Annotated in this window: 20 protein-coding genes; 10 read left to right on the forward strand and 10 right to left on the reverse strand. The window is 69.6% G+C overall.

Features of this window, described 5'->3' with window-relative positions; translation table 11 throughout:
* Positions 1 to 296: 296 nt before the first annotated feature.
* Both GGR66_RS16905 and GGR66_RS16910 read right to left on the reverse strand, forming a co-directional pair.
* Positions 297 to 863, reverse strand: coding sequence for a WG repeat-containing protein (locus tag GGR66_RS16905; protein WP_255421747.1), 567 nt, complete (start codon positions 861 to 863; stop codon positions 297 to 299).
* Positions 860 to 2,566: an alkaline phosphatase gene (locus tag GGR66_RS16910; RefSeq protein ID WP_184449255.1), complete on the reverse strand. Its 1,707-nt coding sequence runs from the start codon at positions 2,564 to 2,566 to the stop codon at positions 860 to 862. The genes GGR66_RS16905 and GGR66_RS16910 overlap by 4 nt, the downstream gene beginning before the upstream one ends.
* Before the next feature lie 151 nt (positions 2,567 to 2,717).
* Between GGR66_RS16910 and GGR66_RS16915 the strand changes: the two genes are divergently transcribed.
* The 3 genes from GGR66_RS16915 to GGR66_RS16925 all read left to right on the forward strand — a co-directional run bounded on the left by GGR66_RS16915 (position 2,718) and on the right by GGR66_RS16925 (position 5,497).
* The gene (locus GGR66_RS16915) at positions 2,718 to 4,058 is read left to right on the forward strand and encodes a dicarboxylate/amino acid:cation symporter (protein ID WP_184449257.1); all 1,341 of its coding nucleotides are present in this window, start codon (positions 2,718 to 2,720) and stop codon (positions 4,056 to 4,058) included.
* A gap of 7 nt (positions 4,059 to 4,065) precedes the next feature.
* Complete coding sequence (locus GGR66_RS16920; RefSeq protein ID WP_184449259.1) at positions 4,066 to 4,902, forward strand: class I SAM-dependent methyltransferase; 837 nt, start codon at positions 4,066 to 4,068, stop codon at positions 4,900 to 4,902.
* A 115-nt stretch (positions 4,903 to 5,017) separates the two neighbouring features.
* Positions 5,018 to 5,497 (forward strand): acyl-CoA thioesterase, encoded by a 480-nt coding sequence (locus GGR66_RS16925; RefSeq protein WP_010341292.1) that lies wholly within the window; start codon positions 5,018 to 5,020, stop codon positions 5,495 to 5,497.
* Between the two features lie 22 nt (positions 5,498 to 5,519).
* Here GGR66_RS16925 and GGR66_RS21265 read toward each other — a convergent pair whose 3' ends face one another.
* The 4 genes from GGR66_RS21265 to GGR66_RS16940 all read right to left on the reverse strand — a co-directional run bounded on the left by GGR66_RS21265 (position 5,520) and on the right by GGR66_RS16940 (position 8,022).
* Complete coding sequence (locus tag GGR66_RS21265; protein ID WP_255421749.1) at positions 5,520 to 5,972, reverse strand: hypothetical protein; 453 nt, start codon at positions 5,970 to 5,972, stop codon at positions 5,520 to 5,522.
* Positions 5,969 to 6,268, reverse strand: coding sequence for a nucleotidyltransferase domain-containing protein (locus GGR66_RS21270; protein WP_255421750.1), 300 nt, complete (start codon positions 6,266 to 6,268; stop codon positions 5,969 to 5,971). Before GGR66_RS21270 ends, GGR66_RS21265 begins: the two co-directional genes overlap by 4 nt.
* A 273-nt stretch (positions 6,269 to 6,541) precedes the next feature.
* Positions 6,542 to 7,195, reverse strand: coding sequence for a C40 family peptidase (locus GGR66_RS16935; RefSeq protein ID WP_326521048.1), 654 nt, complete (start codon positions 7,193 to 7,195; stop codon positions 6,542 to 6,544).
* Between the two features lie 284 nt (positions 7,196 to 7,479).
* The gene (locus GGR66_RS16940) at positions 7,480 to 8,022 is read right to left on the reverse strand and encodes a C40 family peptidase (RefSeq protein ID WP_167087536.1); all 543 of its coding nucleotides are present in this window, start codon (positions 8,020 to 8,022) and stop codon (positions 7,480 to 7,482) included.
* Between the two features lie 109 nt (positions 8,023 to 8,131).
* Between GGR66_RS16940 and GGR66_RS16945 the strand changes: the two genes are divergently transcribed.
* The 6 genes from GGR66_RS16945 to GGR66_RS16970 all read left to right on the forward strand — a co-directional run bounded on the left by GGR66_RS16945 (position 8,132) and on the right by GGR66_RS16970 (position 14,027).
* On the forward strand, positions 8,132 to 8,611 hold the full coding sequence (locus GGR66_RS16945) for a peptidylprolyl isomerase (RefSeq protein WP_184449263.1): 480 nt from the start codon (positions 8,132 to 8,134) through the stop codon (positions 8,609 to 8,611).
* A gap of 157 nt (positions 8,612 to 8,768) precedes the next feature.
* Complete coding sequence (locus GGR66_RS16950) at positions 8,769 to 9,989, forward strand: DUF418 domain-containing protein (RefSeq protein WP_184449383.1); 1,221 nt, start codon at positions 8,769 to 8,771, stop codon at positions 9,987 to 9,989.
* A gap of 154 nt (positions 9,990 to 10,143) precedes the next feature.
* Positions 10,144 to 11,505, forward strand: a complete 1,362-nt coding sequence (gene gorA / locus GGR66_RS16955; RefSeq protein ID WP_184449265.1) for a glutathione-disulfide reductase — start codon at positions 10,144 to 10,146, stop codon at positions 11,503 to 11,505.
* Between the two features lie 96 nt (positions 11,506 to 11,601).
* On the forward strand, positions 11,602 to 12,537 hold the full coding sequence (locus GGR66_RS16960; RefSeq protein ID WP_184449267.1) for a DMT family transporter: 936 nt from the start codon (positions 11,602 to 11,604) through the stop codon (positions 12,535 to 12,537).
* On the forward strand, positions 12,534 to 12,920 hold the full coding sequence (locus tag GGR66_RS16965; RefSeq protein ID WP_184449269.1) for an MGMT family protein: 387 nt from the start codon (positions 12,534 to 12,536) through the stop codon (positions 12,918 to 12,920). Before GGR66_RS16960 ends, GGR66_RS16965 begins: the two co-directional genes overlap by 4 nt.
* Before the next feature lie 450 nt (positions 12,921 to 13,370).
* On the forward strand, positions 13,371 to 14,027 hold the full coding sequence (locus GGR66_RS16970; RefSeq protein ID WP_160968345.1) for a rhomboid family intramembrane serine protease: 657 nt from the start codon (positions 13,371 to 13,373) through the stop codon (positions 14,025 to 14,027).
* Positions 14,028 to 14,465: 438 nt separating this feature from the next.
* Here GGR66_RS16970 and GGR66_RS16975 read toward each other — a convergent pair whose 3' ends face one another.
* Both GGR66_RS16975 and GGR66_RS16980 read right to left on the reverse strand, forming a co-directional pair.
* Positions 14,466 to 16,478: a M13 family metallopeptidase gene (locus GGR66_RS16975; protein ID WP_167087538.1), complete on the reverse strand. Its 2,013-nt coding sequence runs from the start codon at positions 16,476 to 16,478 to the stop codon at positions 14,466 to 14,468.
* A 237-nt stretch (positions 16,479 to 16,715) separates the two neighbouring features.
* Entirely contained in the window at positions 16,716 to 18,818 is a 2,103-nt protein-coding gene (locus GGR66_RS16980) for a M13-type metalloendopeptidase (RefSeq protein ID WP_184449385.1), read from the reverse strand.
* A gap of 201 nt (positions 18,819 to 19,019) precedes the next feature.
* On the opposite strand from GGR66_RS16980, the gene GGR66_RS16985 reads away from it, so the two are divergent.
* Complete coding sequence (locus GGR66_RS16985; protein WP_184449271.1) at positions 19,020 to 20,612, forward strand: NAD(P)/FAD-dependent oxidoreductase; 1,593 nt, start codon at positions 19,020 to 19,022, stop codon at positions 20,610 to 20,612.
* Positions 20,613 to 20,742: 130 nt separating this feature from the next.
* Here GGR66_RS16985 and GGR66_RS16990 read toward each other — a convergent pair whose 3' ends face one another.
* Together GGR66_RS16990 and GGR66_RS16995 are read right to left on the reverse strand one after the other, a co-directional pair.
* Entirely contained in the window at positions 20,743 to 22,746 is a 2,004-nt protein-coding gene (locus GGR66_RS16990; protein ID WP_326521049.1) for a S9 family peptidase, read from the reverse strand.
* 79 nt (positions 22,747 to 22,825) lie between these two features.
* A complete protein-coding gene (locus tag GGR66_RS16995; RefSeq protein WP_184449273.1) occupies positions 22,826 to 25,633 on the reverse strand; it encodes a TonB-dependent receptor in 2,808 nt (935 codons plus the stop codon).
* Positions 25,634 to 25,984 lie beyond the last annotated feature (351 nt).

Here is a 25,984-nt window from a genome sequence, read left to right on the forward strand (position 1 = left end):
GCAGTTCTCGGCACTTGGGACTATTCCGATGGCCTGCTCAGCAGGGCGCCTGTTCGGTGTCGGCCGCCGGCACGCCAAGCCCGGCCTGCGGCCAGCGCGCTACGGCGCCTTAGGCGGCGCAAACGTTGGTTAGCCCCCCTGTGGGAGGGACTTCAGTCCCGACACGGGGATTCTCACCTCGCGGACGATGCGCTTCCCCCGACATCGCGGGCGTTGCAGCAAGAAATGCGTTGCAGAAGACCGGCCTTGGCGGCGTTCTCCGTAGCAACGCCGCCATGCCGCATACGGTCATCTGCTCAGCGCTTCGGCGCCGGCACTTCGCGGTTGTGGCGATCGATGGAGTACCAGCGGCCGCCCTGCATCGGCGTGTGCCCGTCGCCATCGGGCGTACCCGCGCTGCAGCCGTCGCAGACCTCGGAGACGCCGTGCTCGAACGGCCAAGCGAAGTCGTGGACCGGCGCGATCACCTCGCGCAGTTGCCGATCGTAGAAGCCGATGCGGCCGTGCACGATGCCGCGGGTCAGGCCTTCAGTGAAACCATCCGCGCCGTTGTCCCAGGTGATCACCGGCAGGCTGCGGCCATCGGCGCGCACGTAGTAGAACCGTGCGCCGACGCTCAGCAGCGCCAGGCCGTCGCGATCGAAGTGCAGGCGCCGCAGCGCCTGCGGCGTCAGGACCAGGCGTTCGTCGGCACCGAGCCGGCAGCCCGGCACCACCGGCCGATCGGTGTTCGGGTCGCCCAGCCGGCAGGCGTCGGCGGCCGGTTGCGCCGCGATCGCTGGCACGGTACCGAGCGCGGCCAGCGCAGCGAATAGTGCAACGGCCGCGCGCAGGCGGCCGCCGTGCGGCCGAAGCCGCCTCATTGCGCGGTCGCGGCGCTGGTCATGAACGCCGCCGGCTTGGGCAGCTCCACCGGCACGCCGTCGCCGTTGCAGGTACCGGCCTGGCACAGCCGCGCACGCAGCGTCGGCGTGGCCTGCACGATCACGTGGTAGATCACGTTCTCTTCCAGGCTGCCGCGGAAGGCGTTGCTGCCGGGGCCGCGCGCCCAAATGCCGACGTCGTCGCCGCCATGGGTCTCGGCCTTGGTCGGCACCAGCGCTTCCTGCATGAAGTCCGGGCTTTCGGTGTCGACGTGGGTCAGGTCCGGACGGCCGTTGGCCGGCTCGAAGTTGCTCGGCGCATGCGGGAAGGTCTTGACCCCCGCCGGCTGCTGGTTGCTGGCGCCGGTGTAGCCGGGACCGTTGGCGTAGCTGAGCGTGGCATAGGGCTGGCCGTTGCCGTCCAGCGCCAGGTCGCCGGTGTTGGCGTCCTCGCCGCTGGTGCCGCGCACCTTGCCGAGGATCGGGTTGCCGCGCTGCGGGTAGCCGACGAAGTTCAGCGTGTGCGAGTGGTCGGCGGTGACGATGATCAGCGTGTCCTCGGCCGAGGTCGCGTCCGCCGCGGCCTGCACCGCCTGCGACAGGGCGATGGTCTCGTCCAGCGCGCGGTAGGCGTTGCCGGCGTGGTGCGCGTGGTCGATGCGTCCGCCTTCGACCATCAGCACGTAGCCGTTCTTGTCCTGCGACAGGGTGCGGATCGCGGCGCGGGTCATCTCGGCCAGGCTCGGGTCGCCCTTGGCGCTGCGGTCGCGGTCGTGATCGAACTGCATGTGGTCCGGCTCGAACAGGCCCAGCAGCGCCGGTGCGTTCTGCGCCGCTTCCAGTTGCCCGCGGGTCCACACGTAGGCGCCCTGCGGGTGGCGCTGGCGCCATTCGCCGACCAGGTCGCGGCCGTCCAGGCGCAGGCCCACCTTGTCGTCGTACTCGGGGTCGCGCTGCTCGACGGTGGTGAACTGGCCGCGGCCGCCGGCCAGCATCACCTGCGGGCCGCGCCCGAAGCGTGCGCCGACCATCTGCTGGGCGATGTCGCGGCAGCCCTCGGCCACCGCCTTCTCCGGCAGGTCGGCATCGCTCTCCCAGTTGCGCTCCGGCACGTGCGCATAGGTCGCGGCCGGGGTGGCGTGGGTCAGCCGGGTGGTGGTGACGATGCCGGTGCCCATGCCGGCGCTGTCGGCCAGCTCCAGCCAGCTCAGCAACTGCTTGCCGAGGCTGTCGGCGCAGGCGTCGCGCTTGCCGGCGGACACGCCGATCGCGCCCATGTGCGTCTTCACTCCGGTGGTGATCGAGGTCATGGTGCCGGCCGAGTCCGGCGTCTGCGAATCGGTGTTGTAGGTCTTGCTCAGCGCGGTGGCCGGGAACGCCTCCCAAGACAGCTGGTTCTCCTCGCCGGAGGCGCCCTTGCGCTGGCCGTCGAGGATGCGTGCGGCGGCGACCGTGGTCAGGCTCATGCCGTCGCCCAGGAACAGGATGACGTTCTTGGCCTTGCCGCGCATCGCGCCGTTGTTGGCGGCCTTGGCGGCGCCGCTGCGGTACCACCAGGCCGGGGTCTCGCCGGCCGGGTGGGCCACGGCGGGAACGACGATCGGCGCGACGTTGGCGCTGGCGGCCGGCGCGTGCGGCGTGCTGGCGCAGGCGGCCAGCAGCAGGGTGGAGGCGGCGGCGAGCGCGGAAACGGGAAGGCGCATATGCGGAACGGGTCCTGAACAACGAAGTCCCCCGCATTATGCCGGCTACGACAAGGCACGCCCATGACACCGTGCCTTTCCAGCCATGGCGTCGTCGTTGCCGCCGGGGTGCGCTATCGTGCGAAACCCCCGAGATTTCTGGACAGCGTCGATGAAACTGGTGACGGCCTGGTTACGCATTCCGTTCTGGCAGCGCGTGGTCGCCGGCTTCGTGCTGGGCGCGCTGGCCGGCTGGGCGCTGGGGCCGACCGCGGAAACCTGGTTCAAGCCGCTGGGCGACCTGTACGTCACCCTGATCAAGATGATCGCGGTGCCGCTGGTGTTCTTCGCGGTCATCAACGCGATCTCGTCGCTGCACGGGCAACAGTCGGTGGCCAAGCTGGGCGGGCGCACGTTCCTGTGGTTCGTGGTCACCGCGGCGCTGGCGGTCGGCGTCGGCCTGGCCGTGGGCACCGTGCTGCAGCCGGGCGCCGGCCACCTGGGCCTGCGCGTGGACAGCGGCTGGACCCCACGCGACGTGCCCAGCCCGGTGCAGGTGCTGCTGGACGTGGTGCCGTCCAATCCGTTCTATGCGCTCACCGGCATCGGCACCAAGACCAATGCCGCCGGCGAGACCGTGCTGGCGGCCGGGCGCGGTTCGATCCTGCCGGTGATCTTCTTCGCCGCGCTGCTGGGCTTTGCCATGGTCAAGCTCGGCGAGCGCGTGGCCGAGGCGCGCAAGCTCACCACGCAGATGAGCGAGATCATGATCCAGGTCACCCGCTTCGTGCTGGAAATGACCCCGCTCGGCACCTTTGGCCTGATCGCCGCGCTGGTCGGCGGCTACGGCTTCGGCAAGCTGCTGCCGTTCGGCAACTTCGTGCTGGCGCTGTACCTGGCCTGCGCGATCCACATCGTGGTGGTGTACAGCGGCCTGTTGCTGGTGCACGGGCTGAACCCGTGGAAGTTCTTCCGCGGTGCCGCGCCGGGCATGCAGGTGGCCTTCGTCAGTTCCTCCAGCTTCGCCGCGATGCCGGTGGCGCTGCGCTCGATCACCCACAACCTCGGCGTCAACAAGGACTACGCCGCGTTCGCGGTGCCGCTGGGCGCCAGCATCAAGATGGACGGCTGCGGCGCGATCTTCCCGGCGCTGTGCGCGGTGTTCATCGCCCAATACACCGGCGTGCCGCTGACCGCCAATCAGTACTTCGTGGTGTTGATCGCCTCGGTGCTGGGCAGTTTCGGCACCGCCGGCGTGCCCGGCACCGCGGTGGTGATGGCCACCGTGGTGCTGAGCGCGGCCAACCTGCCGCTGGAGGTGATCGGCTACCTGTACGCCATCGACCGCGTGCTGGACATGATGCGGACCATGACCAACGTGACCGGGCAGATGCTGGTGCCGGTGCTGGTGGCCAAGGAAACCGGCCTGCTCGACCGCAGCGTGTACGAGGCGGCGCCGAGCAATGTCGGCCTGGAAGATCCGCCGGTCGATAGTTCCGGCCAGGTGCGTTGATGCTCCCGTGAGCACGCCTGCCGACAGCCTGCGCGCGCAGTTGTTGCGGTTGCCCGGGCTGACGCTCCAAGAGGGCGTGCTGGTGCACGACGCGTTGCCGGACGACCCGTTCGAGCAGCGCTACCTGGACGTGCGCCGCCGCGAAGGCCGGCTCTACAGCGACGCGCAGGTGCGCACGCTGCCGCAGCCGCCCGGTGTGCTGGGCGCCAGCCACGAATGGCGGGTGCGCGCCGAATCCTGCCGGCGCCTGTTGCGCCATCTGCGCGCGCGCGGTGGCGACGGTCCGCTGCTGGAGCTGGGCTGCGGCAACGGTTGGCTGTCGCATCGCCTGGCCAGCGGCCTGCAGCGCGAGGTCTGCGGCGTGGACGTCAACCGCACCGAACTGGCGCAGGCGGCGCGGGTGTTCGCCGACGCGCCGCGGTTGAGCTTCGTCGCCGGCGATATCCTGCGCCTGCCGCTGCCGGCGCAGCGGTTCGATGTGGTGGTGGTGCCGGCCTGCCTCCAGTACTTCGCCGATCCGCGTGCGCTGATCGCGCGTCTGCTGGAGCTGCTGCAGCACGATGGCGAACTGCACATCCTCGACAGCCCGTTCTACGCCGACGCCGACCAGGCCCGGGCCAGCGCCGCGCGCAGCCTGCGTTACTTCAGCGACCTGGGTTGCGCCGAGCTGGCGCAGCAATACCACCAGCACACCGACGCGGCGCTGGACGGCATCGTGCTGCGCCGGCTGTTCGACCCACGCCGCCTGTCCGCGCGCTGCCTGCGCGCGTTGCGCTGGCGCCAGCCGCATTTCCCGTGGCTGTGCATCCGCAAGCGCGACAACCTGGCGCTGACCGCGGCGTAGCCGACGCCGCCGGCCGCCCCAGTGCGGCCGTGGCGGCAGGCCATTGCGGCGCCGTTGCGATTGGCGGCGTCGGCGCATGGCAGACTGCCGCCTCCTTCCCCTGCATGGACTCCCGATGAGCGGCACCCAACGCGAACTGACCTTCCGCTTCCTGGCCGAGCCGATCGACGTCAACTACGGCGGCAAGGTCCACGGCGGCGTGGTGATGAAGTGGATCGACCAGGTCGGCTACGCCGCCGCGGTGGGCTGGAGCGGCCACTACAGCGTGACCGTGGCGGTGGGCGGCATTCGCTTCGTCTCGCCGATCCGCATCAGCGACATGGTCACGGTCAGCGCCAAGCTGGTCCACACCGGCACCAGCAGCATGCATTTCGCCATCGAAGTGCGCGCCCGCGACCCGATGGGCGGCGAACCGCGCCTGTGCACCCATTGCATCATCGTGTTCGTGGCCCTGGACGGCGTCGAAGGCCGCCCGACCGCGGTGCCGGCCTGGCATCCGGACACGCCGGAAGACCATCGCCTGGCCGAGTACGCGCAGAAGGTGATGGAGCTGAGCAAGGGCATCGAGGACACCATCGCCCACTACCACGGCTGAGGGCGCGCGCCCGCGCGCTGGCTCAGGCGCGCCAGTCCGCAGGCGCGGTGCGGCAATCGCCGTCGAACAGGCGGCCGCCGTGCACGGCCAGTTCCTGTTGTGCCAGCGCCAGCACCGGCGCGCGGTCGGCGCTGGCGAACAGTGCGGCGAAGGCCTGGTCGAAGCGCCCGCCCAGGGCAGGGTCCATGCGTGCCAGCAGGCGCGGGACCCACTTGCCGCTGCCGTACCAGTGGCCGCGTCCGCGCAGCGCCAGTTCCGCCAGGCGCGGATGCAGCAGGGCGCTGATCGCGACGATCTCGGCGGCGCTGCGCTCGCCGCACAGGTCGTCGACCAGGTCGGTGATCTCGTAGCGCAGCGCGTCCCGTTGCGCCTGCGTCAGCGGCGGCGGCCCGGCATGCAGCTGCGCGGCGATCTGGCCTTGCAGGGTGCGTGCGGACTCGGTCGCGGTGCCGACGAGGGTGCCCTCGGCGATCATGTGCAGCAGGCTGGGCGGCCGCGGGCCGCATCTTCATCGACGAACCAGGCCAGCGTGCCCGGATCGTGCACGAAGGCTTCGACCGGCACGCCCTCGGCCAGGAACGATTCGCGGCGTGCGGCCGGCAGGCTGTCGTAGACCACCACCAGATCGATGTCGGACAGATGCGTGCCTTCGCCGCGCAGGATCGAGCCGGCGGCGAAACCGAAGGCGGCATCGGCGTAGCGCGTGGACAGCAGCGAGCGCGCGATCGCCAGCGCCTGGGCGGGCGTGGGCAGGGTGGGCGCGGGCGGCATCAGCGCAGCACCTGTCGGCGCGGCCAGGACGCGGCCCGGCCGCGGTGCTCATCGGCACGGCAGGACCGCGGGGCAGGCGAGGGGCATGGTGTCATCGAAGTCCCGGTGACGCGATCGAGGCGGGCCAGCGTAGCGTGCCGGCGGGCACTGCGGACGGTCGCGATGACGCTCCAGCCGGGCGGCGCGAACCGCAGCGGCAGCGGCGACACTCGGCCGCATAAAAAAAGGCCGCTGTCGCCAGCGGCCTTTCTTGGTGCCTGCAGCCGAAGTGGCTTACATCGCCACGCGGCGCGCCTGCACGAACTTCTCGCCCCAGTAGCCGGAGGTCAGCGTGTCCACGCGCACGTCCTTGCCGCGGCTGGGAGCATGCAGGAAGCGCCCCTCGCCGACGTACAGGCCGACGTGGTCGACGCGGCCCTTGCGGCCGAAGAACACCAGATCGCCCGGGGCCAGCGCGTCGCGGTCCTTGATCAGCTGGGCGTTGGCCTCGCGGGCCATCTCGCGCGACACGCGCGGCAGCTCGATGCCCAGCGCGGTGCGGAACACGTAGCCGACCAGGCCGCTGCAGTCGAAGCCCTCGGTGTCCTCGCCGCCCCAGCGGTACGGGGTGCCCAGCAGCGCCATGGCGCGCTTGAGCACCGACTGCACCTTGTCGCCGCCCGGCACCACGCCTTCGCGCGGGACCGGCTGGGACACGTCGTAGTTGGCCAGCAGGCGGCTGATGTCGCCGGCGAACATGGCCGAGCGGTCCATCAGCGGAATGGTGTCGTTGGCCGCCAGGTGCGGCAGCAGGGCGGCCAGCGTGGCGGTGGCGGCGGCGTCGGCCTTGCTGCGCGACGGCGCAGGGGCCTGTGCGGCGGCGGCCGGCTTGGCCGAGGCGGTGGCGGTCGGCGTGCTCGCTGCAGCGGTGTTCGCCACGGTGCTCACCGGTGCGGGAGCAGGGGCGACGGTCGCGATCGCTTCCGGGACGACGGTGTCGGCGGGAGCGGACTGGGCCAGGGCCGGGAGGGCCGTGAAACAGAGCGAGGCGGTGCAAAAGAGGCGGAAAGCGGTCCGGCGGGGAACGGCGGTCTTGCCTGGAGAGGTCTGGGCTTCGGTCGTCACGCTTGGATCACAAAATAAAACGATGGGGGATCATGCCTTGTAGACAGAAATAGGAAGTTCAAATAAGGTTAAATTTTCGTAATTATGAATGTGGGCGAAATCACACATCAGCGCAAAACCCGCTTTGCGCCGGTGTAATGGTCCCGCCAGTAGGCGCCATCCAACGAATCCAGGCGCACCGTCCCGCCCGTGCTGGGGGCGTGAACGAAACGGCCTTCGCCGACATAAATTCCGACGTGCGTCACATTTCCTGCGCTGCCGAAGAACACCAGGTCGCCGGTGCTCAGGCGCTGCGGGTCGATCTTCGGCCCCTGCACCGCGGCCAGCTCGCGCGAGGTGCGCGGCAGCCGCAGGTCGAGCATGTCGCGATAGACGTAGGCGACCAGGCCGCTGCAGTCGAATCCGGACTCGGGGGTATTGCCGCCGTAGCGATAGGGGGTGCCGACCAGGCCCAGCGCGCGCATCAGCACCGCGTTTGCCGCGCCCGGGTCGGCCGGTTGCACCTGCGGCCACTCGCGCACCGCCACCGGCGCCGGCCGGGTGTGGCGGACCTCGTGGCGTCCACAGGCCGCCAGCGCGGCGGCGCACAGCAGCGGAAGCCACCACGGAAACGCGCGGCGGCCGCGCGGTGAAACTGGCGTGTTGTGCATGGAGCCGGGATAATGCGCGACCTCAGAAGGCCGCCATCATGGCGGCGCTCCCGGCGGCCGACAAGCCGCCCATCCCGTCTGCCCCCGGCAGCCACAGCGCAGAGTGCACATGAAGATCGAAAAAGACCGCGTCGTCCGTTTCCACTACACCGTTTCGGGGGTCGGTCAAGAACCGATCGAAAGCTCCAAGGACCGCGATCCGCTGGTGATCCTGGTCGGCCACGGCAACATCATCCCGGGCCTGGAGAACGCGATGATGGACAAGGCGGCCGGCGACAGCTTCGGCGTCGACGTGGCCGCCAAGGACGCCTACGGCGAATACCGCGAGGGCCTGAGCCAGCGCGTGCCGAAGAAGCATTTCGGCGCGGCCAAGCTGCAGCCGGGGAGCCAGGTGGTGCTGCAGACCAACTTCGGCCCGCGCGCGGTGACCGTGCAGAAGGTCGGCATGAGCGTGGTCGACGTCGACCTCAACCATCCGATGGCCGGCAAGGACCTGCACTTCGACGTGGAGATCGTCGACGTGCGCGAGGCCAGCGCCGAAGAGATCGAGCACGGCCACGTGCACGGCGACGGCGGCCACCAGCACTGATGGTCCTGGCCGCGGCACCGGTCGCGCCGGTGCCGTCGGCCCTGGCGCCGCGCGCAGCGGTGCCGTCGCGCCGCCGCGGACGCCGGCGGCCCTCTTGATCGCGGCGAGGGACATCGCCGGCCTTCCGTCCGGTGCCGCCTTGGCCACTTCCGCCCCCGTGTTGCAGCCCGTCGCGCCCGCCGAGCGCATCGCCACCCTGGACGTGCTGCGCGGCTTCGCCCTGCTGGGCATCCTGCTGATGAACATCGAGGGCTTCGTCGGTCCGCTGGACGCGGCGATGACCGGCCTGGATCCGGCGCTGCGCGGCGCCGACCGCATCGCCGACGCGCTGGTCTACATCCTGGTGCAGGGCAAGTTCTACACCTTGTTCTCGCTGCTGTTCGGCATGGGCTTCGCGGTGATGGCGCAGCGCGCCGAGACCGCGCGGCGGCCGTTCGGCGGTTTCTTCCTGCGCCGCAGTGCGGGGCTGTTGCTGATCGGCCTGCTGCATGCGCTGCTGCTGTGGTCCGGCGACATCCTGGTCAGCTACGCGCTGCTGGCGTTCATGCTGCTGGCGTTCCGCGAGGCGCCCACGCGCTGGCTGCCCGGCATGGCGCTGGTGGTCTACCTGTTCGCGCCGGCGCTGTGGCTGTTGATCGGCGCTGCCGCCACGGCCGCGCAGGCCGACCCGCACGGTGCGGCGCAGTGGCACCGCGACATGGCCGAGCAGGCGCAGCACAGCGCTGCGGCGCTGGCGCAGCAGCGTGAGGTGTTCGGCCACGGCAGCTATGTCCAGGCCACCGCGCAGCGCGCGCGCGACCTGGTCGAATCGCTGAGTGCATTGCTGTTCAATGCGCCGACCATCTTCGGCATGTTCCTGCTCGGCGCCTGGTGCGTGCGCAGCGGCCTGGCTGCGCAGCCGCAGCGCTTCCCGCGGTTGCTCGCCGTGCTGCGCTGGGGCGTGCTGCCGCTGGGCCTGGCGCTGATGCTGCTGAGCTTCCGGCTGGAGCCGTGGATGGACCCGGCGCGGCTGGATCTGCGCCTGACCTGCGCTTATGCCCTGGCCAGCATCGCCAGTGGGCTGATGGCGCTGGGCTATGCGGCCTGGCTGGTGCGCGCCGCGCCCGCGCTGCAATGGCTGGCGCCGGCCGGGCGCATGGCGCTGAGCAACTATCTGCTGCAGTCGCTGGTGTGCACGACGCTGTTCTACGGCTATGGCTTCGGCTATTTCGAGCAATTGCCGCGTGCCTGGCAGATCCCGTTCGCGGTCGTGCTGTTCGCACTGCAGGTGGCGCTGTCGCACTGGTGGCTGCAGCGGTTCCGCTTCGGTCCGGTGGAGTGGCTGTGGCGTTCGGCCAGCTATCTGCGCTGGCAGCCCATGCGCCGCCACGCGGTCTGAGCGCAGGCGCGGCGGCGTCCTCACATCTGCCGCGCGGCTGGCCATGGCATGCTCCGCGGCGACCGATGTGAGCGACAGGACCACCGATGGACGATGTCAGAGGCGGACGCATGCCCGCCAGCGATGCCACCCCGCCGCGCGCCGAGCGTGCGCCATGAGCGCGCCGATCCGCGATTACGACCTGCTGGTGCTGGGCGGCGGTTCCGGCGGCCTGGCCACCGCGTTCCGCGCCGCCAGCCATGGCGCGCGGGTGGCGATCCTGGAGCCGAGTGCGCTCGGCGGCACCTGCGTCAACGTCGGCTGCGTGCCGAAGAAGGCGATGTGGCTGGCGGCGGACCTGGTCGAACGCATCGACCTGGCGCGCGCGGTCGGGTTCGCCATTCCCGAGGCCACGCTGTCGTGGGCGGAACTGGTGGCGCATCGCCAGGGCTACATCGGCAACATCCACGCCAGCTACCGGCGGCGCCTGGATGCCGATGGCGTGGTGCTGATCCCGCGGCGCGGGCGACTGATCGATGCGCACACCGTCGAATGCGACGATGGCGTGCGGGTCAGCGCCAATCACGTGGTGATCGCCACGGGCGCGCATGCGGCGCGGCCGAATATCGAAGGCGCCGAACTGGGCCTGATCTCCGACGATTTCTTCAATCTGTGCGAGGCACCACCGCGCGTGGCCATCGTCGGTGGTGGCTACATTGCGGTGGAACTGGCCGGACTGCTGCAGGCGCTGGGCAGTCGCGTGGAGTTGTACGTGCAGGGCGAGCGTCTGCTGGAGCGGTTCGACGCGGAACTGGCGCGGCAGCTCGCCGACAATCTGCGCCACCAGGGCGTGCGCCTGCATTTCGGCTACCGCGCCAGCGCCCTGCGTCGCAACGGCGAGGACCTGTGCGTGGTCGATGCGCAGGGACAGCCAGGTGAGCGCGTCGATCGTGTGTTCTTCGCGATCGGCCGCCGTCCCAACACGCGCGACCTCGGTCTGGAAGCGCTGGGTGTGCGTCTGGGCGACAAGCACGAGATCGTGGTGGACGCGTACCAGAACACCGACGTGCCGGGGCTGTACGCGATCGGCGACGTGGCCGGCAAGGTCGGCCTGACCCCGGTGGCGATCGCCGCCGGGCGCAAGCTGATGGACCGCGTGTTCGGCGACCGGCCGCAGGCGCGGCTGGACTACGAGAACGTGCCCAGCGTGGTGTTCTCGCACCCGCCGCTCGGCCAGGTGGGGCTGGGCGAGGAGCAGGCGCGCGAGCGCTATGGCGCCGACGCGGTCACCGTGTACCGCAGCAACTTCCGGCCGATGCTGCAGGCGCTGGCCGACTCGCCGCAGCGCAGCCTGTTCAAGCTGGTGTGCGTCGGCGCGGAGGAGCGCGTGGTCGGCATCCACCTGCTCGGCGATGGCGCCGACGAGATCCTGCAGGGCTTCGCGGTCGCGTTGAAGCTGGGCGTGACCAAGCAGCAACTGGAAGACACCGTGGCGATCCATCCGACCTCGGCCGAGGAAGTGGTGCTGATGCGTTGAGGCGCTGAGGCCGCGGCGATCCGACGGCTGGCCGACCGCAGCGCCGTAGAATGGCGGCATGCACGTGTCCTCTTCTCCTTGCCGTGGCGCTGCGCGATGAGCGCGCCCGGCGCGCCCACTGCCGTCGCCCCCACCGCCACGCAGGCCAGCCTGGGCGGCGTGTTGCTCGCCGCCGGCGGCGCGATCGCGTTTTCCGGCAAGGCCATCATCGTCAAGCTCGGTTACCGCTACGGCGTCGATGCGGTAACCCTGCTGGCCTTGCGCATGCTGGTGGCGCTGCCGTGCTTCGCGGCGATGGCGCTGTGGGCGGCGCGGCGTGCGCCACCGCTGCAGCCGGGTGATCGCTGGCGGATCGTCGCGCTGGGCGTGCTCGGCTATTACCTGGCCAGTTTCCTGGACTTCCTCGGCCTGGCCTACATCACCGCGACCCTGGAGCGGCTGATCCTGTACCTCACTCCGACCCTGGTCCTGCTGATCGGTGTGCTGCTGTGGCGGCGACGGCCGCACCGGCGCCAGTTGTGGGCGCTGGCGCTGAGTTATCTGGGCGTGCTGCTGGCGTTCGGCCACGACCTGCGCATCGGCGGCGCGCGCACCGCCTGGGGCAGCCTGCTGGTGTTCGGCAGCGCACTGGCCGATGCGGCGTATCTGGTCGGCAGCGGCCAACTGGTGGCGCGGGTCGGCGCGGTGCGACTGACCGCCTATGCCAGCCTGGTTGCCTGCGCGCTGTGCATCGCCCAGTTCCTGCTGCTGCGGCCGCTGCACGCGCTGGCCTTGCCGGCGCCGGTCTATGCGCTGTCGCTGCTCAACGGCACGCTGTGCACGGCGGTGCCGGTGCTGGCGACGATGCTGGCGGTGCAGCGCATCGGCTCGGCGCTGGCGTCGCAGATCGGCATGCTCGGCCCGGTCTCGACCATCGTGCTCAGCGTGTTGCTGCTGGGCGAGGCGATGGGGCCGTGGCAGATCGCCGGCACCGTGCTGGTGCTGGTCGGAGTGCTGCTGGTGTCTCGTCCCGTGCGGGCGCAGCCGGCATGAGTGCACGGCGGTTGCCCGCAGCGGATGCGTCGGCGCCGGTCGCGACGATGACGGCGGCCGAGGCGCATGCGCGGATCCTGGTAACGATCCGGGCGATTCCACCGGGGCAAGTGCGCGGCTATGGCGAAGTGGCGATGCTGGCCGGCTTGCCGGGACGCGCACGCCTGGTCGCACGCCTGCTCGGCGGCAACGCCGACGCCACGCTGCCCTGGCACCGGGTGCTGCGCAGCGACGGCCGCATCGCCTTTCCGGAAGGCTCGCCTGGCTACCGCGAACAATGCCAGCGCCTGCGCGCCGAAGGCGTGGTGGTGCAGAGTGGACGGGTGAAGCGTGCGCCGGCGCCGGTGCGCGATCTCGATGCCGAGGTGTGGGGGCCGCGGTAGCGACATCCAGGAGAACTGCGGCGGCCGGCCTCCAAGGGAAAAGGAAGCACTAAGTCCCTCTCCCTGCGGGAGAGGGGTTGGGGTGAGGATCGGAGCGCGAAGCGCATGCGGTGTTTCAACTGCACGAGGCTGCGCCCGTACCCTCATCCGCCCCTTCGGGGCACCTTCTCCCGGAGGGAGAAGGGACGTACAAGCCCCTCTCCCTGCGGGAGAGGGGTTGGGGTGAGGGTCGGGCGCGAAGCGCATGCGGTGTTTCAACTGCACGAGGCTGCGCCCGTACCCTCATCCGCCCCTTCGGGGCACCTTCTCCCTACGGGAGAAGGGAGTACAAGCCCCTTTCCCTCCGGGCGAGGAGTTGGGGTGAGCGTCGGGGTGCGAAGCGCAGGCGATGTTTCGGCAAGGAGTCTCCGGCGAGCGGCTATGATGGGGACAGTTGCCACGGACCCGACCATGTTTCCCAGACTTCCGCCCGTCACCCAAGCGCTGCTGATCGGCAACGTCGTGGTGTTCCTGCTGCAGATGCTGCTCGGCACGGACACGTTCTCGCCCTTCATGCTGTGGCCGATCGGTGCCTTCGATGCGTTCTCGCCGGGGGAGAACTTCCAGCTCTGGCAGTTGCTGACCTACGGCTTCCTGCATGGCAGTTTCTCGCACCTGCTGTTCAACATGCTGGCGCTGTACATGTTCGGCGGGCCGCTGGAGCAGACCTGGGGCAACAAGCGCTTCCTGACTTATTACCTGGTCTGCGTGGTCGGCGCCGGCCTGTGCCAGTTGCTGGTCGGCTGGTGGATGCTCAGCAACGGCAGCGAGCCGTATCCGACCCTGGGCGCTTCCGGCGGCATCTTCGGCCTGCTGCTGGCCTTCGGCATGCTGTTCCCGAACCAGCGGGTGGTGCTGCTGTTCCCGCCGATCCCGATGAAGGCACGGACCTTCGTCATCGTGTTCGGTGCGCTGGAACTGCTGCTGGGCTTCACCGGCTGGCAGCCGGGCGTGGCGCATTTCGCGCATCTGGGCGGCATGCTGTTCGGCTGGCTGATGATCCGCTATTGGCGCGGCCAGCCGCCGTTCGGCAAGCGCAAGCCGCCGCGCCCGCGCATCGTGCGCTGAGCGCAGCGACCGCATCGCGCAAGCGCAACTTCACGCGGCGCGCGCGGGGCAATCGGCTTTTCCCTTCTCCCGTCGGGACCATGGCCCCTTTTGCGGGGGAAGGTGCCCCGCAGGGGCGGATGAGGGTACGGGCGAAGCCTCGCATTGCCGGCGCGGCGCATGCGCTACGCGCGCCGTACCCTCACCCCAACCCCCGCTTCGCGCCCCGGCCCGCGCTTGCGACGCGGGCGCTCCAGGGCACGCGCGCCAGTGGCGCGCACGCCGTGCCCTGTCGCCCCGGTAGGAGGGGGTAATCAATTTTTCACCGCAAGGCGTTGCTGCCTGCTGTGCATCGCCGGCACAGCAGCCGATGCATTTCCCGACCCCTGAACGCACGACGGCGCGGTTGCCCGCGCCGTCGTGCTGTGTGCCTGGCCGGCGGCTAGCGCCGGCGCCGGCTCACGGCCACAGGTGGATCTGCTCGGCCTCGCTGCGCACCATCGGCTGGCCCGGCTTGCAGGTGAAGGTCGCGGCGAAGGCGGGCAGGTTGGCCAGCGCGCCGTTGGTGCGCCAGCGGCCCGGTGCGTGCACGTCGGCGGTGACCCGCTGCACGGCGTCGGTCGGCGACAGCTGCTGCGCCCACAGGCCGGCCCAGGCCTTGTAGAACGCCTGCTTGCCGGCCTCGCTGGCCGCCGGCTGCGCCGCGCTGTAAGCCTGCCAGGCCAGTTCGACGCTGCCGATGTCGGTCAGGTCCTCGTCCTGGGTCAGCGGGCCGTTGACCTTGGCGCCCTTCACGCCGGGGAAGTCGTAGGCGCCGTACTGGGCGGCGGTACGGGCGGCCAGCGCGTTCCAGGCGCTCTTGTCTTCCGGGGTCCACCAGTTGCGCAACTGGCCCTGCGCGTCGACCAGGCTGCCCTTGCTGTCGATGGCGCCGATCAGCTCGTGCGCGACCATCGCGCCGTAGGCGCCGTACAGCGCCGCGCCGTCGCTGCCGGCCGCATACACGGGCGGCTGCAGCACCGCGGCGGTGACGATCAGGCGGTTCTGCGCGAGGTCGTAGGTCAGCGCCGGCTGCTGCGGCAGCACGTCCCAGCGGCGGTCGGCATTGCCCTTGCCGATGCGCTTCATCTCCTCGCGGTGGCGCCAGGTGGAGGCGATCAGCATGTTGCCGCCGAAGCTGCCGCGGCCCATCGGCTGCAGGGTGTAGTCGAGGTCGCGGCGCGGTGCGCCGATCTCGATCTTCAGCGCGGCCAGCTTGGCCTGTGCCTCGGTGCGCGCCGGCTCGCTCAGCCAGGTGCTGCGCTTGACCGCGGCGATCTGCGCGTCCCGGATCTGGCCGGCGATGGTCTCGGCCTGGCGGCGGGTGTCGGCCGACAGGTAGCGCGCCACGTACTCGCGGCCCAGCATCGGACCGGCGGCGACGTTGATCGCGTCCAGCACCTGCGCCCAGCGCGGCGGTGGCGCGACCTGGCCCTGCAGCACGCGGCCGCGGAACTCGAAGCTGGCGTCGCGGAAGCTCTTGGAGAGGTACGGCGCCATCGCATCGCCCACGCGCCAGCGCAGGTAGGCCTTCCACTGCTCGGGCTTGATGCTGACGATCATGCCGTCGAGCTGCTTGAACATGTCCGGGTCGGCCATCGACACCAGGTCGTCGTTGACGCCCTGCGCCTTGAGGAAGGCGTCGAGCTGCAGGTTGCGGTACTGCTTGTTCAACTCCTTGGTCGAGATCGGCGCGTAGTTGTTGAACGGGTTGTTGATGCCGGCCAGCGACTTGGCGCTGCGCGCCAGCGCGGTCTCGATCTGCAGCACCGACTGGGCGTCGGCCTCGAGCCGGTCGGCCGGGGTGCCGGTCAGGGTCAGGATCTGCTTGACGTAGGTGCGGTAGCGGCCCATCAGCGCCATGGTGTCGGCGTCGGTGCGGGTGTAGAAGGCCGGGTCGGGCAGGCCCATGCCGCCCTGCATGAAGTAGCCGATGTGGCGGTCAAGCGCCTTCAGGTCGACGTCGGCGCCGAAGTTGAACGCGACCGGGATGCCGATCTGGTGCAGCGCGGCGATCGAGGCCGGCACGTCCTTGGCCTTCTTGATCGCATCGATGCGGCCGAGCAGCGGCGCGATCGGGTTGGACCCGTCCTTCTCCACCGCCGCCTCGTCCAGGCCACTGGCCCAGAAGTCGCCCAGCGCCTTCTGCACCGCGTTCTGCGGCGACTGCATGGAGGCGTCGAGCAGGTCGCGCTGCTGTTGCTGCGCACGCTCGGCGAGCTGGCCCAGTGCGGTGACGGCGCCGGTCTGCGGCACCGGGTTCTGCTTCAGCCAGTCGGCGTTGGCATCGTCGTAGAAGTCGCTGCAGGCGGCGCTGATCGGCGGGGCCTTGGGCGCGGCGGCGCGCTTCTTCTTGGGCGCGGCATCGGCGGCGGAGGCGAGGGCGATCAGGCCGAGGGCGACGGCGAGGGCAAGCGGACGGGCATTGGGCATCGGGAACGCATCCGGTCAGGATTAAAGTCGGCGGAGTTTAACAAGCCGCGGTGTGCAACTGTGGCGATGACGCGCGTGCAGGTGCCAACCGGATTCAGCGAGGGACGCCGGCAACCACGGGCACCGGCGGCCGGGCAGGGCGGGCGGCAGCGCCGCCGCTGTCGCAGGCCGGCAGCCACGCAAAGAAAAGGCCCGGACATGCCGGGCCTTTTCGCGAGACGACGGTGACGCTGTCGCTTACCAGATCACCACGCGCTTGTCGCCGCTGCGCACCATCGGCGTGCCCGGCTTGCACTGGAACGCGGTGGCGAAGGCCTCCAGGTTCGACGGCGCGCCGATCGCGCGGAACTGCGCCGGGGCGTGCGGGTCGGTGGTCAGGCGCACCATCGCGTTCTGCGGGGTGTACTTGGTGCGCCACACGGTGGCCCAGTTGATGAAGAAGTTCTGGTCGCGGGTCATGCCGCCGACCTTCGGGTCGTCCTTGCCCTCGGTGGCCTTCTTCATGGCGTCGTAGGCGGTGGTGATGCCGCCCAGGTCGGCGATGTTCTCGCCCAGGGTCAGCTTGCCGTTGACGTGCTTGCCGTCGACCTCGTACCCGTCGAACTGCTGCACCAGCTTGCCGGTGAGCGCGGAGAACTTCTTGGCGTCGGCCGGGGTCCACCAGTTCTCGAAGTTGCCGGTCGGCCCGAAGCGCGCGCCCTGGTCGTCGTAGCCGTGGGTCATTTCGTGGCCGATCACCGCGCCGATGCCGCCGTAGTTGAACGCGTCGTCGGCCTTGGGGTCGAAGAACGGCGGCTGCAGGATCGCCGCCGGGAACACGATCTCGTTCTGCAGCGGGTTGTAGTAGGCGTTGACCGTCTGCGGGGTCATGCCCCACTCGGTCTTGTCCACCGGCTTGCCGATCTTGCCCAGGTTGTACTTGTAGTTGAACGCGGTGGCGGCGCGCACGTTGTCCAGGTAGCTGTCGCGCTGGGTGCTCAGGCTGGCGTAGTCGCGCCACTTGTCCGGGTAGCCGATCTTCGGGGTGAAGGTCTTCCACTTCTCCAGGGCCTTGGCCTTGGTCTCGTCGCTCATCCAGGTCAGCTTCTCCAGGCGCGCCTTCAGCGCCTGGCTCAGGTTCTGCACCAGTTGCTGCATCTTGGCCTTGTCATCGGCCGAGAAGGCGACCTTGACGTACATCTGGCCCATCGCCTCGCCGGCGCCGTTCTCGATGCTGCCGAGCACGCGCTTCCAGCGCGGCTTCATCTCCGCCTGGCCGTTGAGTTCCTTGCCGTAGAAGGCGAAGTTTTCCTGCGCGAAGGCATCGCTCAGGTACGGCGAGGCGCTGTCCACAGTGTGGAAGCGCAGGTAGGCGCGCCACACCGACGGGTCGGTGTCGCCCAGCGCCTTGCTCACTTCCTGGTGGAAGGCCGGGATCGCCAGCGAGAACTTCTCCGGCACGGCCACGCCCTGCGACTCGAAGAACTTGGTCCAGGGGAAGTTCGGGGTCAGCTTGTCGGCATCGGCCGGGGTGACCGGGTTGTAGGCCAGTTCGGCGTCGCGCGAGAGCTGCTCGCTGGACTTGGACACCTTGGCCAGGCGGGTTTCCAGCGCCACCACGTCCTGCGCCTGCTTGGCCGCGTCGGCGGCCGGCACGCCGGCCAGTTCCAGCACCTTGGCCACGTGCGCCTGGTAGGCCTTGAGCTTGTCCTGCTTGTCGGCGTCGACGTAGTAGCTGCGGTCGGGCAGGCCCAGGCCGCCCTGCATGGCGTAGGCCATGTTCATGGTCGAGTTCTTGAAGTCGGCCTCGGCGCCGAAGCCGAACAGGCCGTTCTCGCCCTTGGCCGCGCTCTGGCGCAGGTACTCGGCGATCGCCGGGCCGTCCTTGAGGCCGTCGATCGCGGCCAGGTCGGCCTTCAGCGGCTCGATGCCCTGGGCGTTGATCTTGGCTTCGTCCATGCCCGAGGACCAGAAGTCGCCGACGATCTTTTCCACGCCCTGCGGGTTGGCCGCGGCGGCGGCCTGTTCGGCCAGCTGGTGCTGCACGGCCACCGAGCGCTCGTCCAGGATCGAGAACGCGCCCCAGCTGCTGCGGTCCTTGGGAATTTCGTTGGCGGCCAGCCACTTGCCGTTGACGTAGCCATTGAAGTCGTCGCAGGCGTTCTTGCTGGCGTCCAGGTCGTTGACGCTGAACGCGTTGTAGGCCGGCAGCTTGCTGGTGTCGAGCTTGAGCTCGGCCGGCGCCGCAGCGGCGGCCGGGGCGGCGGTCGCGGGCTTGGCGGCATCGGCTGCGGGGGCGGCATCGTCGTGCTTGCCGCAGCCGCTCAGCGCGGTGCTCACGGCCAGGGTCAACAGCAGCATCTTGGGATTGCGTAGGGTCACAGGCAGGCTCCAGGCCAACGTGGATAAAAGGATGGCCCGCTCGGGCCGTGGCGAGACTCTACGCCGCCGCGGGAGGTTTCAGGGGTGTCGAAGGTCATGGGCGGCCCCGGCATTGGACCATGAGAGGGCATCCCCGCCTGCCGGTCGGCAGGCTCGCCGGCACTGGCTTACCATGCGGCCATGACCCGCGAACCGCCATGCGATGCCCTGATCGTGGGGGCAGGCCACAACGGCCTGGTCTGCGCCGCCTACCTGGCGCGGGCCGGCTGGAAGGTCACGGTGCTGGAGCGGCGCGGCGTGGTCGGCGGCGCCGCGGTGACGGAGGAGTTCCACCCCGGCTTCCGCAACTCGGTGGCGTCCTACACGGTGTCGCTGCTGCAGCCCAAGGTGATCGCCGATCTCGACCTGGCCGCGCACGGCCTGCGCATCGTGCCGCGCCGGCGCAACAACTTCCTGCCGCTGCCGGACGGGCGTTATCTATTGACCGGCGCCGGCCACACCCAGGCCGAACTGGCCAAGTTCTCCGCGCGCGATGCCGCGCGCCTGCCGGCCTACGAGGCGCGGCTGGAGGGCATCGCCGACGTGCTGCGCGCGCTGGCGCTGCAGCCGCCGCCCAACGTCACCGACGGCGGCTGGCTGCAGGCGCTGCCCGAACTGCTGCGCGCCGGCCGCCTCGGCCGCCGCCTGCATGCGCTGGATGCGGAGCTGCGCCAGGACCTGCTGGACCTGTTCACCATCTCCGCCGCCGAGTATCTGCAGCGCTGGTTCGAGAGCGATGCGGCGCAGGCGCTGTTCGGCTTCGACGGCATCGTCGGCAACTACGCCAGCCCGTACACGCCGGGATCGGCCTACGTGCTGCTGCACCACGTGTTCGGCGAGAGCAATGGGGTGAAGGGCGCCTGGGGCCATGCGCTGGGCGGCATGGGCGCGATCACCCAGGCCATGGCCCGCGCCGCGACCGCGGCCGGCGCACGCATCCGCACCGATGCCGGCGTGCGCGAGATCCTGGTCGAGGGCGGGCGCGCGGTCGGCGTGGTCACCGAGCAGGGCGAGCGGGTGCTGGCGCGGCACGTGGTCGCCAACGTCAACCCCAAGCTGCTGTACGAAGGCCTGCTCGATCCGGCGCACGTGCCGGCCGCCACCCGCGAGCGGATGGCGCACTGGCGCTGCGGTTCGGGCACGTTCCGCATGAACGTGGCGCTGTCGCAGTTGCCCAGCTTCAGTGCGCTGCCGGGACCGGGCGACCACCTCACCGCCGGCATCGTGCTGGCGCCGAGCCTGGACTACATGGACCGCGCGTACCTCGACGCGCGCCGGCACGGCTGGTCGCGCGAACCGATCGTCGAACTGCTGATTCCCAGCACGCTGGACGACAGCCTGGCACCGCCGGGCCAGCACGTGGCCAGCCTGTTCTGCCAGCACGTGGCGCCGCAGTTGCCGGACGGGCGCAGTTGGGACACGCACCGCGACGAGGTCGCCGACCTGATGATCGCCACCGTCGAACGCTACGCGCCGGGCTTCGCCGCCTCGGTGCTGGGCCGCCAGGTGCTGAGTCCGCTGGACCTGGAACGTACCTTCGGGCTGATCGGCGGCGACATCTTCCATGGCGCGCTGAGCCTCAACCAGTTGTTCAGTGCGCGCCCGATGCTCGGCCAGGCGGCGTACCGCGGCGCGATTCCGGGCCTGTTCCTGTGCGGCTCCGGCACCCATCCCGGCGGCGGCGTGACCGGCGCGCCCGGCCACAACGCAGCGATGGCGCTGTTGCGCGGCTGAGCGGCGACCCACCCCGGCGGCATGGCAAAAAAAAGCCCTGGCATGGCGACCAGGGCGAGGGAAAGGCGCAGCGCGTGCAGCGCGCCGCGCAGGCCACGACGGCGCGCCGTGGCGTTGTCTGGGCTCCGGTTCAGGGCGCGCCGGCCTGTGCGGATGCGTCGGATGGTGCCGCGGAACCGCTCAGATGCGCGTCGAAGAACGCCAGCATCCTGGTGTAGAGGTTGAGGTTGTTGTCTTCCTTGTAGAAGCCGTGGCCTTCGCCGGATTGCACGATCACGCCTTCGGGCGGATGCCCGCCGTCCTGCAATGCCTTGGCCAGTGCCTCGGTGTGTTCCGGCGGGCAGCGATCGTCGCGGGCGCCGGCGGCGAGGTAGATCGGCAGCGTCAGCGCCTGCACGTGGTTGATCGGCGACATCCGCTCCTGCTCGGCGCTGCTGCTGCCGAACGCGCGCAGCAGGTAGCGCCTGCCGCTCTCGCTCTTGCTGGTGTCGCTGAGCCGCAACTGGAGCTTGGCGTCGTACATGCCGACGTAGCCGAACGCGCAGCGGAATAGGCCCGGCGCGCGCACCGGCGCCATCATCGCCGCGTAGCCGCCGAAGCTGCCGCCGTAGATGCAGATGCGCGATTTGTCGACCAGGCCCTGCTGGATGGCGTACTGGGTGCCGTCGACGATGTCGTTGAGGATGCCGCCGTCCCACTGCCCGTAGGCGCGGTCCATGAACGCCTTGCCGAAGCCGCCGGAGCCGCGATAGTTGAGTTGCAGGGTGGCGTAGCCGCGGCTGGCGAACAGTTGCGCCTCGGAATGGAAGCCCCAGGTGTCGCGCGGCCCCATCGGCCCGCCGTGCACGTTGACGATCAGCGGCAGTTGCCTGGCCTGCGCGCCGGCCGGCACGGTGAGGTAGCCGTGGATGCGCAGCCCGTCGCGGGCGGTGAACTGGATCGGCATGATCGTGGCCATCTTCGCCGCGTCGATCCACGGCCGGCTCTTCATCAGGAAGCGGGCCTTGCCGGTGGCACGTTCGTACAGGTACAGCTCGCCCGGATTCTGGTCGCTGCGCACGCTAACCACGATCGTGTCGCCGTTGCGGGTGGCGCTGGCGAAGTCGACGTACTGGCCGGGAAAGGCCGCGGCCAGGCTGGCGTACAGCGCCGCATCCGGATGCGCCTCGTCGATCAGCTTGACCTGCGGCGCGCCGGCCTCGGTGACCACCGCCAGCGCGGTGTCCGAGCCGTCGGTGGCGTTGATGGCGCGCGCGACCTCGCTGGTGGGATCCTGGAACAGCGAAACGAAACGCCCGCTCTGCGGATCCAGATAGCCGAACGCACCGGGCGCCTTGCCGTCGTCGCGGGTGGCGTAGACGCGGCCGTTGGCGGTGGACCAGGCGATGTCCAGGCGCGCGCCGTCGGCCTTGCTGGCATTGATCAGTTCCCACGTGCCGTTCTTCAGCGCGTACACCTCGCTGTGGCTGTCGTAGCCGGTGTCCTCATCCTTGTCGCTCTGGCAGGTGGTGAAGGCCGGCTGCTTGGCGGCGTCCAGGGCGATGGAGCAGTTCGCCTTCGGCGCGCGGCCCAATGGTTTGCGCCGCCCGCTGAGCGTGTCGATCATCACCACTTCGGTACCGGCGCCTTCCGAGGAGCGCGGGTAGCGCACCTGCATGACCACGTTCTGCTCGTCGTCGCGCAGCGTGTCGAGCAGGGCGAAGGATTCGCGGCCCACGCTCTTGCCGCGCTGGGTGACGCCCTGCGTGCCGTATTCGATCAGGGTGCGCGGCTGGCCGCCGTCGGCGTCGACCGCGAACCACTCGCCGGTGCCCATCGGCCGCTCGAACGAACCGACCTTTTTGACCGCGGTGAACAGCAGCCGCTTGCGGCCGGTCCAGTAGAACGCGCCCACGCTCTTGCCGTCCGGTAGCACGTTGACCTTGATCGGCTTGAGGTCGCGGGTGCCGAGCACGGTCAGCACGTCCTGCTCGCCGCGGTCGACGGTCAGCGCCAGGTATTGGCCGTCAGGCGAAATCTTCACCGCGCTGTAGGTGGGGCGCTTGACGAAATCCGCAATGGGCGAAGGAGCGGCTGCGGCGATACCGCCGAGCAGGCACAGGCCCAACGCACAGAAAGCAACGCGTCGTTTCACGAGAATCCCTCTGCATGATTGCACACAGCGAGAGCCCGGATGCCGGGCTCTCGCTGACCTTCCTTGCGGGTGGCGCGGCTCAGCGGAAGCGGTACTGGAACTCCGCCGCCACTTCGCGGCCATACGGGCTGTAGGCGCGCCAGAAGTACGGATACGTGTTGTAGCCGCTGTCCTTCGGGTGGGTCTTGTCGAACACGTTGTTGACGTAGAAGTTGACCGTCAGCTTGTCGGTCAGCTTCTTGCCCACGTTCGCGTTCCAGATGAAGTACGGCGCGATGCGGCCGCTCTCCTGCCAGTTCGGCAGGCTGCCGTAGCGGATCATGAACACCGCTGCCTGCCAGTCGTTCTTCTGCCAGGTCGCGGTGGTGCGGATGCGGCTGCGGAAGTCGAAGTTGCCCAGGTCGTCGCGGTAGTCGAGCACCGGGTCGCCCTTGAACTCGGCCGACTTCTGCTCGAGGGTGTGCGAGTAGCCCACCTGGAAGCGGAAGTCGCCCAACCGGTCGGTGTCGAGGCGGTAGTCCAGCGACGCATCGATGCCCTTGGTGCCGAGGAAGGCGCGATTGATCGGACCGCGGCGGATCTCGGTGATCTGGCCATCGTTCGGCGTGCCCGGCGCGCTGAGGCGGCTGACCCGCGACAGCATGTCGTTGCAGAACGCCGAGCCCGGCGCACCCAGGGTGAACGGGTTGCGGTTGCGGGTCAGCCCGGTCACGCAGCCGGCTTCGCCGTCGAGGATGTAGGTGGAGGTGATGTCGGCCACCACGTTCTTCAGGCGAATGTCGTAGTAGTCGGCGGTGACCGACAGGCCGTCGATCACGTCCCACACGAAGCCGGCGGTCCAGGAAGTGCCGGTTTCCTCGGACAGGTCGGTGGTGCCCTGACGCACGCCGTACGCCGTGTAGTTCACCGTGGTGTCCGAGGCCGGGCACTGCGCCGCGGCGCGGCCGCTTTCCAGGCAGCGACGGGTGTCGAAGATGCTGGAGAACGTGCCGCTGCGATCGGCGAACACGTAGTGCAGGTCCGGCGCGCGGAAGCTGGTGGAGTAGGAGCCTCGGAACAGCAGGTTGTCCAGTGGACGCCATTCCAGGCCGGCGTTCCAGGTCTTGGCGTCATCCACCGCGGTGACGTCGTCGTACTTGTCCAGGCGTCCGGCCAGGTGCGCCTTCAGCGAACTGAGGATCGGAATCGACAGCTCCACGCCCAGCGCATAGCGGTCGCGCTTGCCGCCGCCGCCGGTGCCGGTGAGGTTGTACGGACGGTCGGCGCCGGTGTAGTCGGGCAGGATGCGCGGGTCGGCGTTGAGCTTGTACTCCTGCTGCGAGGCTTCGACGATGCCGGCGAAGCCCAGCGCGCCGGCCGGCAGCTCGAACAGGTCGCCGGAGAGGACGAAGCTGCCCTGGTTGACGTGCGAGTTGGCGTCGGTCTTGACCGTGGTGCTCAGCGCCGCGAACTCGTCCGGGGTCAGTGCGCTGTAGTAGCGCTGCTGGTTCAGGCGATACACCGGATAGGAGACGCCGCCGACCACGCGGGTGCCCAGCTGCTGGCCGAGAAAGTAATCGTTGACCGCCGACGCCACCAGGCGCGGCCGGTCGACCTTGACCTTGTACTCGGCGCGCGACAGGGTCAGATCCCAGTCGAAGCGCTCGCCCCACTTGCCGCGCAGGCCGGCGGCGAAGTCGTAGGACTTCTCCTTGTTGCGCGCCATCAGGTGCTCGACGCCGCCGGCTTCCTGCGGGGCGAACACGCGCTGCGCGTCGACCAGCGCGTTGAAGCCGGGATCGAACCACAGCGCACCGCTGGTGCGGCCGGACCAGAACTGGGTGCCCGAGGTGTACTTGGACTCGGACGACCAGGCCTGCAGGCTGGCCCAGCCCTGCATGCCGCCGTCGAAATCGAAGGTGCCGTAGGCGTAGCCGGACAGGTCGTTGTTCTCGTTGCGGATGGTCTGGTAGGCCGGATCCTTGAAGGTGCCGCAGGCCTGGCCGAGGTTGGTGATGGCGCCGGCGGCGCTGGCGCTGCGGTAGTTCCAGCGCACCCACTCGTCGCCCAGCTGTTCGCAGGCGCCGGCCGGCGGCGCGAAGTAGGAGTTGGTGGTCGAGCCGGTACGGCGGCGCACGCGCATGGTGCCGGTCGGCTGGATGCCGACGAAGTCCGGCGGCAACGGATTGTCCAGCGTCGAATCCATGAAGTCGCGCTGGTAGCCGTACAGCGGCTCGCCAGCGGTGTACTCGAAGGCGTAGGTCAGGCTCCAGCGGTCGCCGGTCTTGCCGCCGATCCACTGGAAGTCGCCCGTGTCGCCGCCGCCGCGGGTCAGGGTGCTGCCGCGCAGCTTGACCAGGTCGCCCTCGTAGTTGGTCTTGAGGATGATGTTGACTACGCCGGCGACCGCGTCGGAGCCGTAGATGGCCGAGGCGCCGCCGGCGAGGATCTCGATGCGATCGACCGCTGCCGCCGGGATGTTGCCGAAGTTGGCGAAGTTGCTCTGGCCGTTATAGGGCAACGGGTAGTCCGCGGCGCGGCGGCCGTTGATCAGCAGCAGGGTGCGGCCGGGGCCGAGCCCGCGCAGGTTGATCACGCTGGCGTTGGGGGTGAAGCCGCCCTGGAACAGCTCGTTCTGGGTGGAGCCGGACGCCTGGGTGAGCGTGCTCAGCGCGTCGAAGACGGTGTTGAAGCCTTCGCGCTCGATCTGGGTGGCGGAAATGATGGTGACGGGCGAGGGACCCTCGACCTCGGTGCGCTGGATGCGCGAGCCGGTCACGGTCACCTTGTCCAGCGTATGCGCCTTGGCGCCGGTGGCCTCGGTCAGTTGTTCCGTTTCAGATTCCTGGCTCGGGTCCTGGGTTTGCGCCAGCGCCGGTGCGACAGGCAGGGCCAGAATGGCGGACACAGCAACGACCAGAAGACTCCGCTTGGGAGTCGGTGCTTTGACTGACATTGACAAATTTCCCCTTGATGCATGTGCGGTACCCGGGTCCCTTCCTGGACAGGTACGTGTAGAGAGTGTGAGGTCCGTTTCACGTTTCTTGACCGTAGCATGAACGAATCGGAAAAGTAACGAAAAATTTTCGTTACATGACATGTTTTTGAAGCGGGCTTGCTGTAAAGGGAGCCTCGGCGTGTCGCTCGCTTGGGCCACGTGTGGCGCAACCCCTGTCGTGAGGTGTCTGGACCTGCGCAGGTCTCGTTTCGCACCGCTGCGGCTGCATGCGTCAGTCGCGGGCGGGAGACGCCGCACATG

The organism is Xanthomonas sp. 3498 (genome assembly GCF_014199795.1).
GTDB lineage: Bacteria > Pseudomonadota > Gammaproteobacteria > Xanthomonadales > Xanthomonadaceae > Xanthomonas_A > Xanthomonas_A rydalmerensis.

Bases quoted from the DNA above. Each gene is read 5' to 3' on its own strand.
- GGR66_RS16940 (WP_167087536.1), bottom strand. From the start codon at position 8,022: ATGCACAACACGCCAGTTTCACCGCGCGGCCGCCGCGCGTTTCCGTGG.
- gorA (WP_184449265.1), top strand. From the start codon at position 10,144: ATGAGCGCGCCGATCCGCGATTACGACCTGCTGGTGCTGGGCGGCGGT.
- GGR66_RS21270 (WP_255421750.1), bottom strand. From the start codon at position 6,268: ATGCCGCCCGCGCCCACCCTGCCCACGCCCGCCCAGGCGCTGGCGATC.
- GGR66_RS21265 (WP_255421749.1), bottom strand. From the start codon at position 5,972: ATGATCGCCGAGGGCACCCTCGTCGGCACCGCGACCGAGTCCGCACGC.
- GGR66_RS16945 (WP_184449263.1), top strand. From the start codon at position 8,132: ATGAAGATCGAAAAAGACCGCGTCGTCCGTTTCCACTACACCGTTTCG.
- GGR66_RS16905 (WP_255421747.1), bottom strand. From the start codon at position 863: ATGAGGCGGCTTCGGCCGCACGGCGGCCGCCTGCGCGCGGCCGTTGCA.
- GGR66_RS16965 (WP_184449269.1), top strand. From the start codon at position 12,534: ATGAGTGCACGGCGGTTGCCCGCAGCGGATGCGTCGGCGCCGGTCGCG.
- GGR66_RS16980 (WP_184449385.1), bottom strand. From the start codon at position 18,818: ATGCTGCTGTTGACCCTGGCCGTGAGCACCGCGCTGAGCGGCTGCGGC.
- GGR66_RS16970 (WP_160968345.1), top strand. From the start codon at position 13,371: ATGTTTCCCAGACTTCCGCCCGTCACCCAAGCGCTGCTGATCGGCAAC.
- GGR66_RS16925 (WP_010341292.1), top strand. From the start codon at position 5,018: ATGAGCGGCACCCAACGCGAACTGACCTTCCGCTTCCTGGCCGAGCCG.
- GGR66_RS16985 (WP_184449271.1), top strand. From the start codon at position 19,020: ATGACCCGCGAACCGCCATGCGATGCCCTGATCGTGGGGGCAGGCCAC.
- GGR66_RS16960 (WP_184449267.1), top strand. From the start codon at position 11,602: ATGAGCGCGCCCGGCGCGCCCACTGCCGTCGCCCCCACCGCCACGCAG.
- GGR66_RS16910 (WP_184449255.1), bottom strand. From the start codon at position 2,566: ATGCGCCTTCCCGTTTCCGCGCTCGCCGCCGCCTCCACCCTGCTGCTG.
- GGR66_RS16975 (WP_167087538.1), bottom strand. From the start codon at position 16,478: ATGCCCAATGCCCGTCCGCTTGCCCTCGCCGTCGCCCTCGGCCTGATC.
- GGR66_RS16915 (WP_184449257.1), top strand. From the start codon at position 2,718: ATGAAACTGGTGACGGCCTGGTTACGCATTCCGTTCTGGCAGCGCGTG.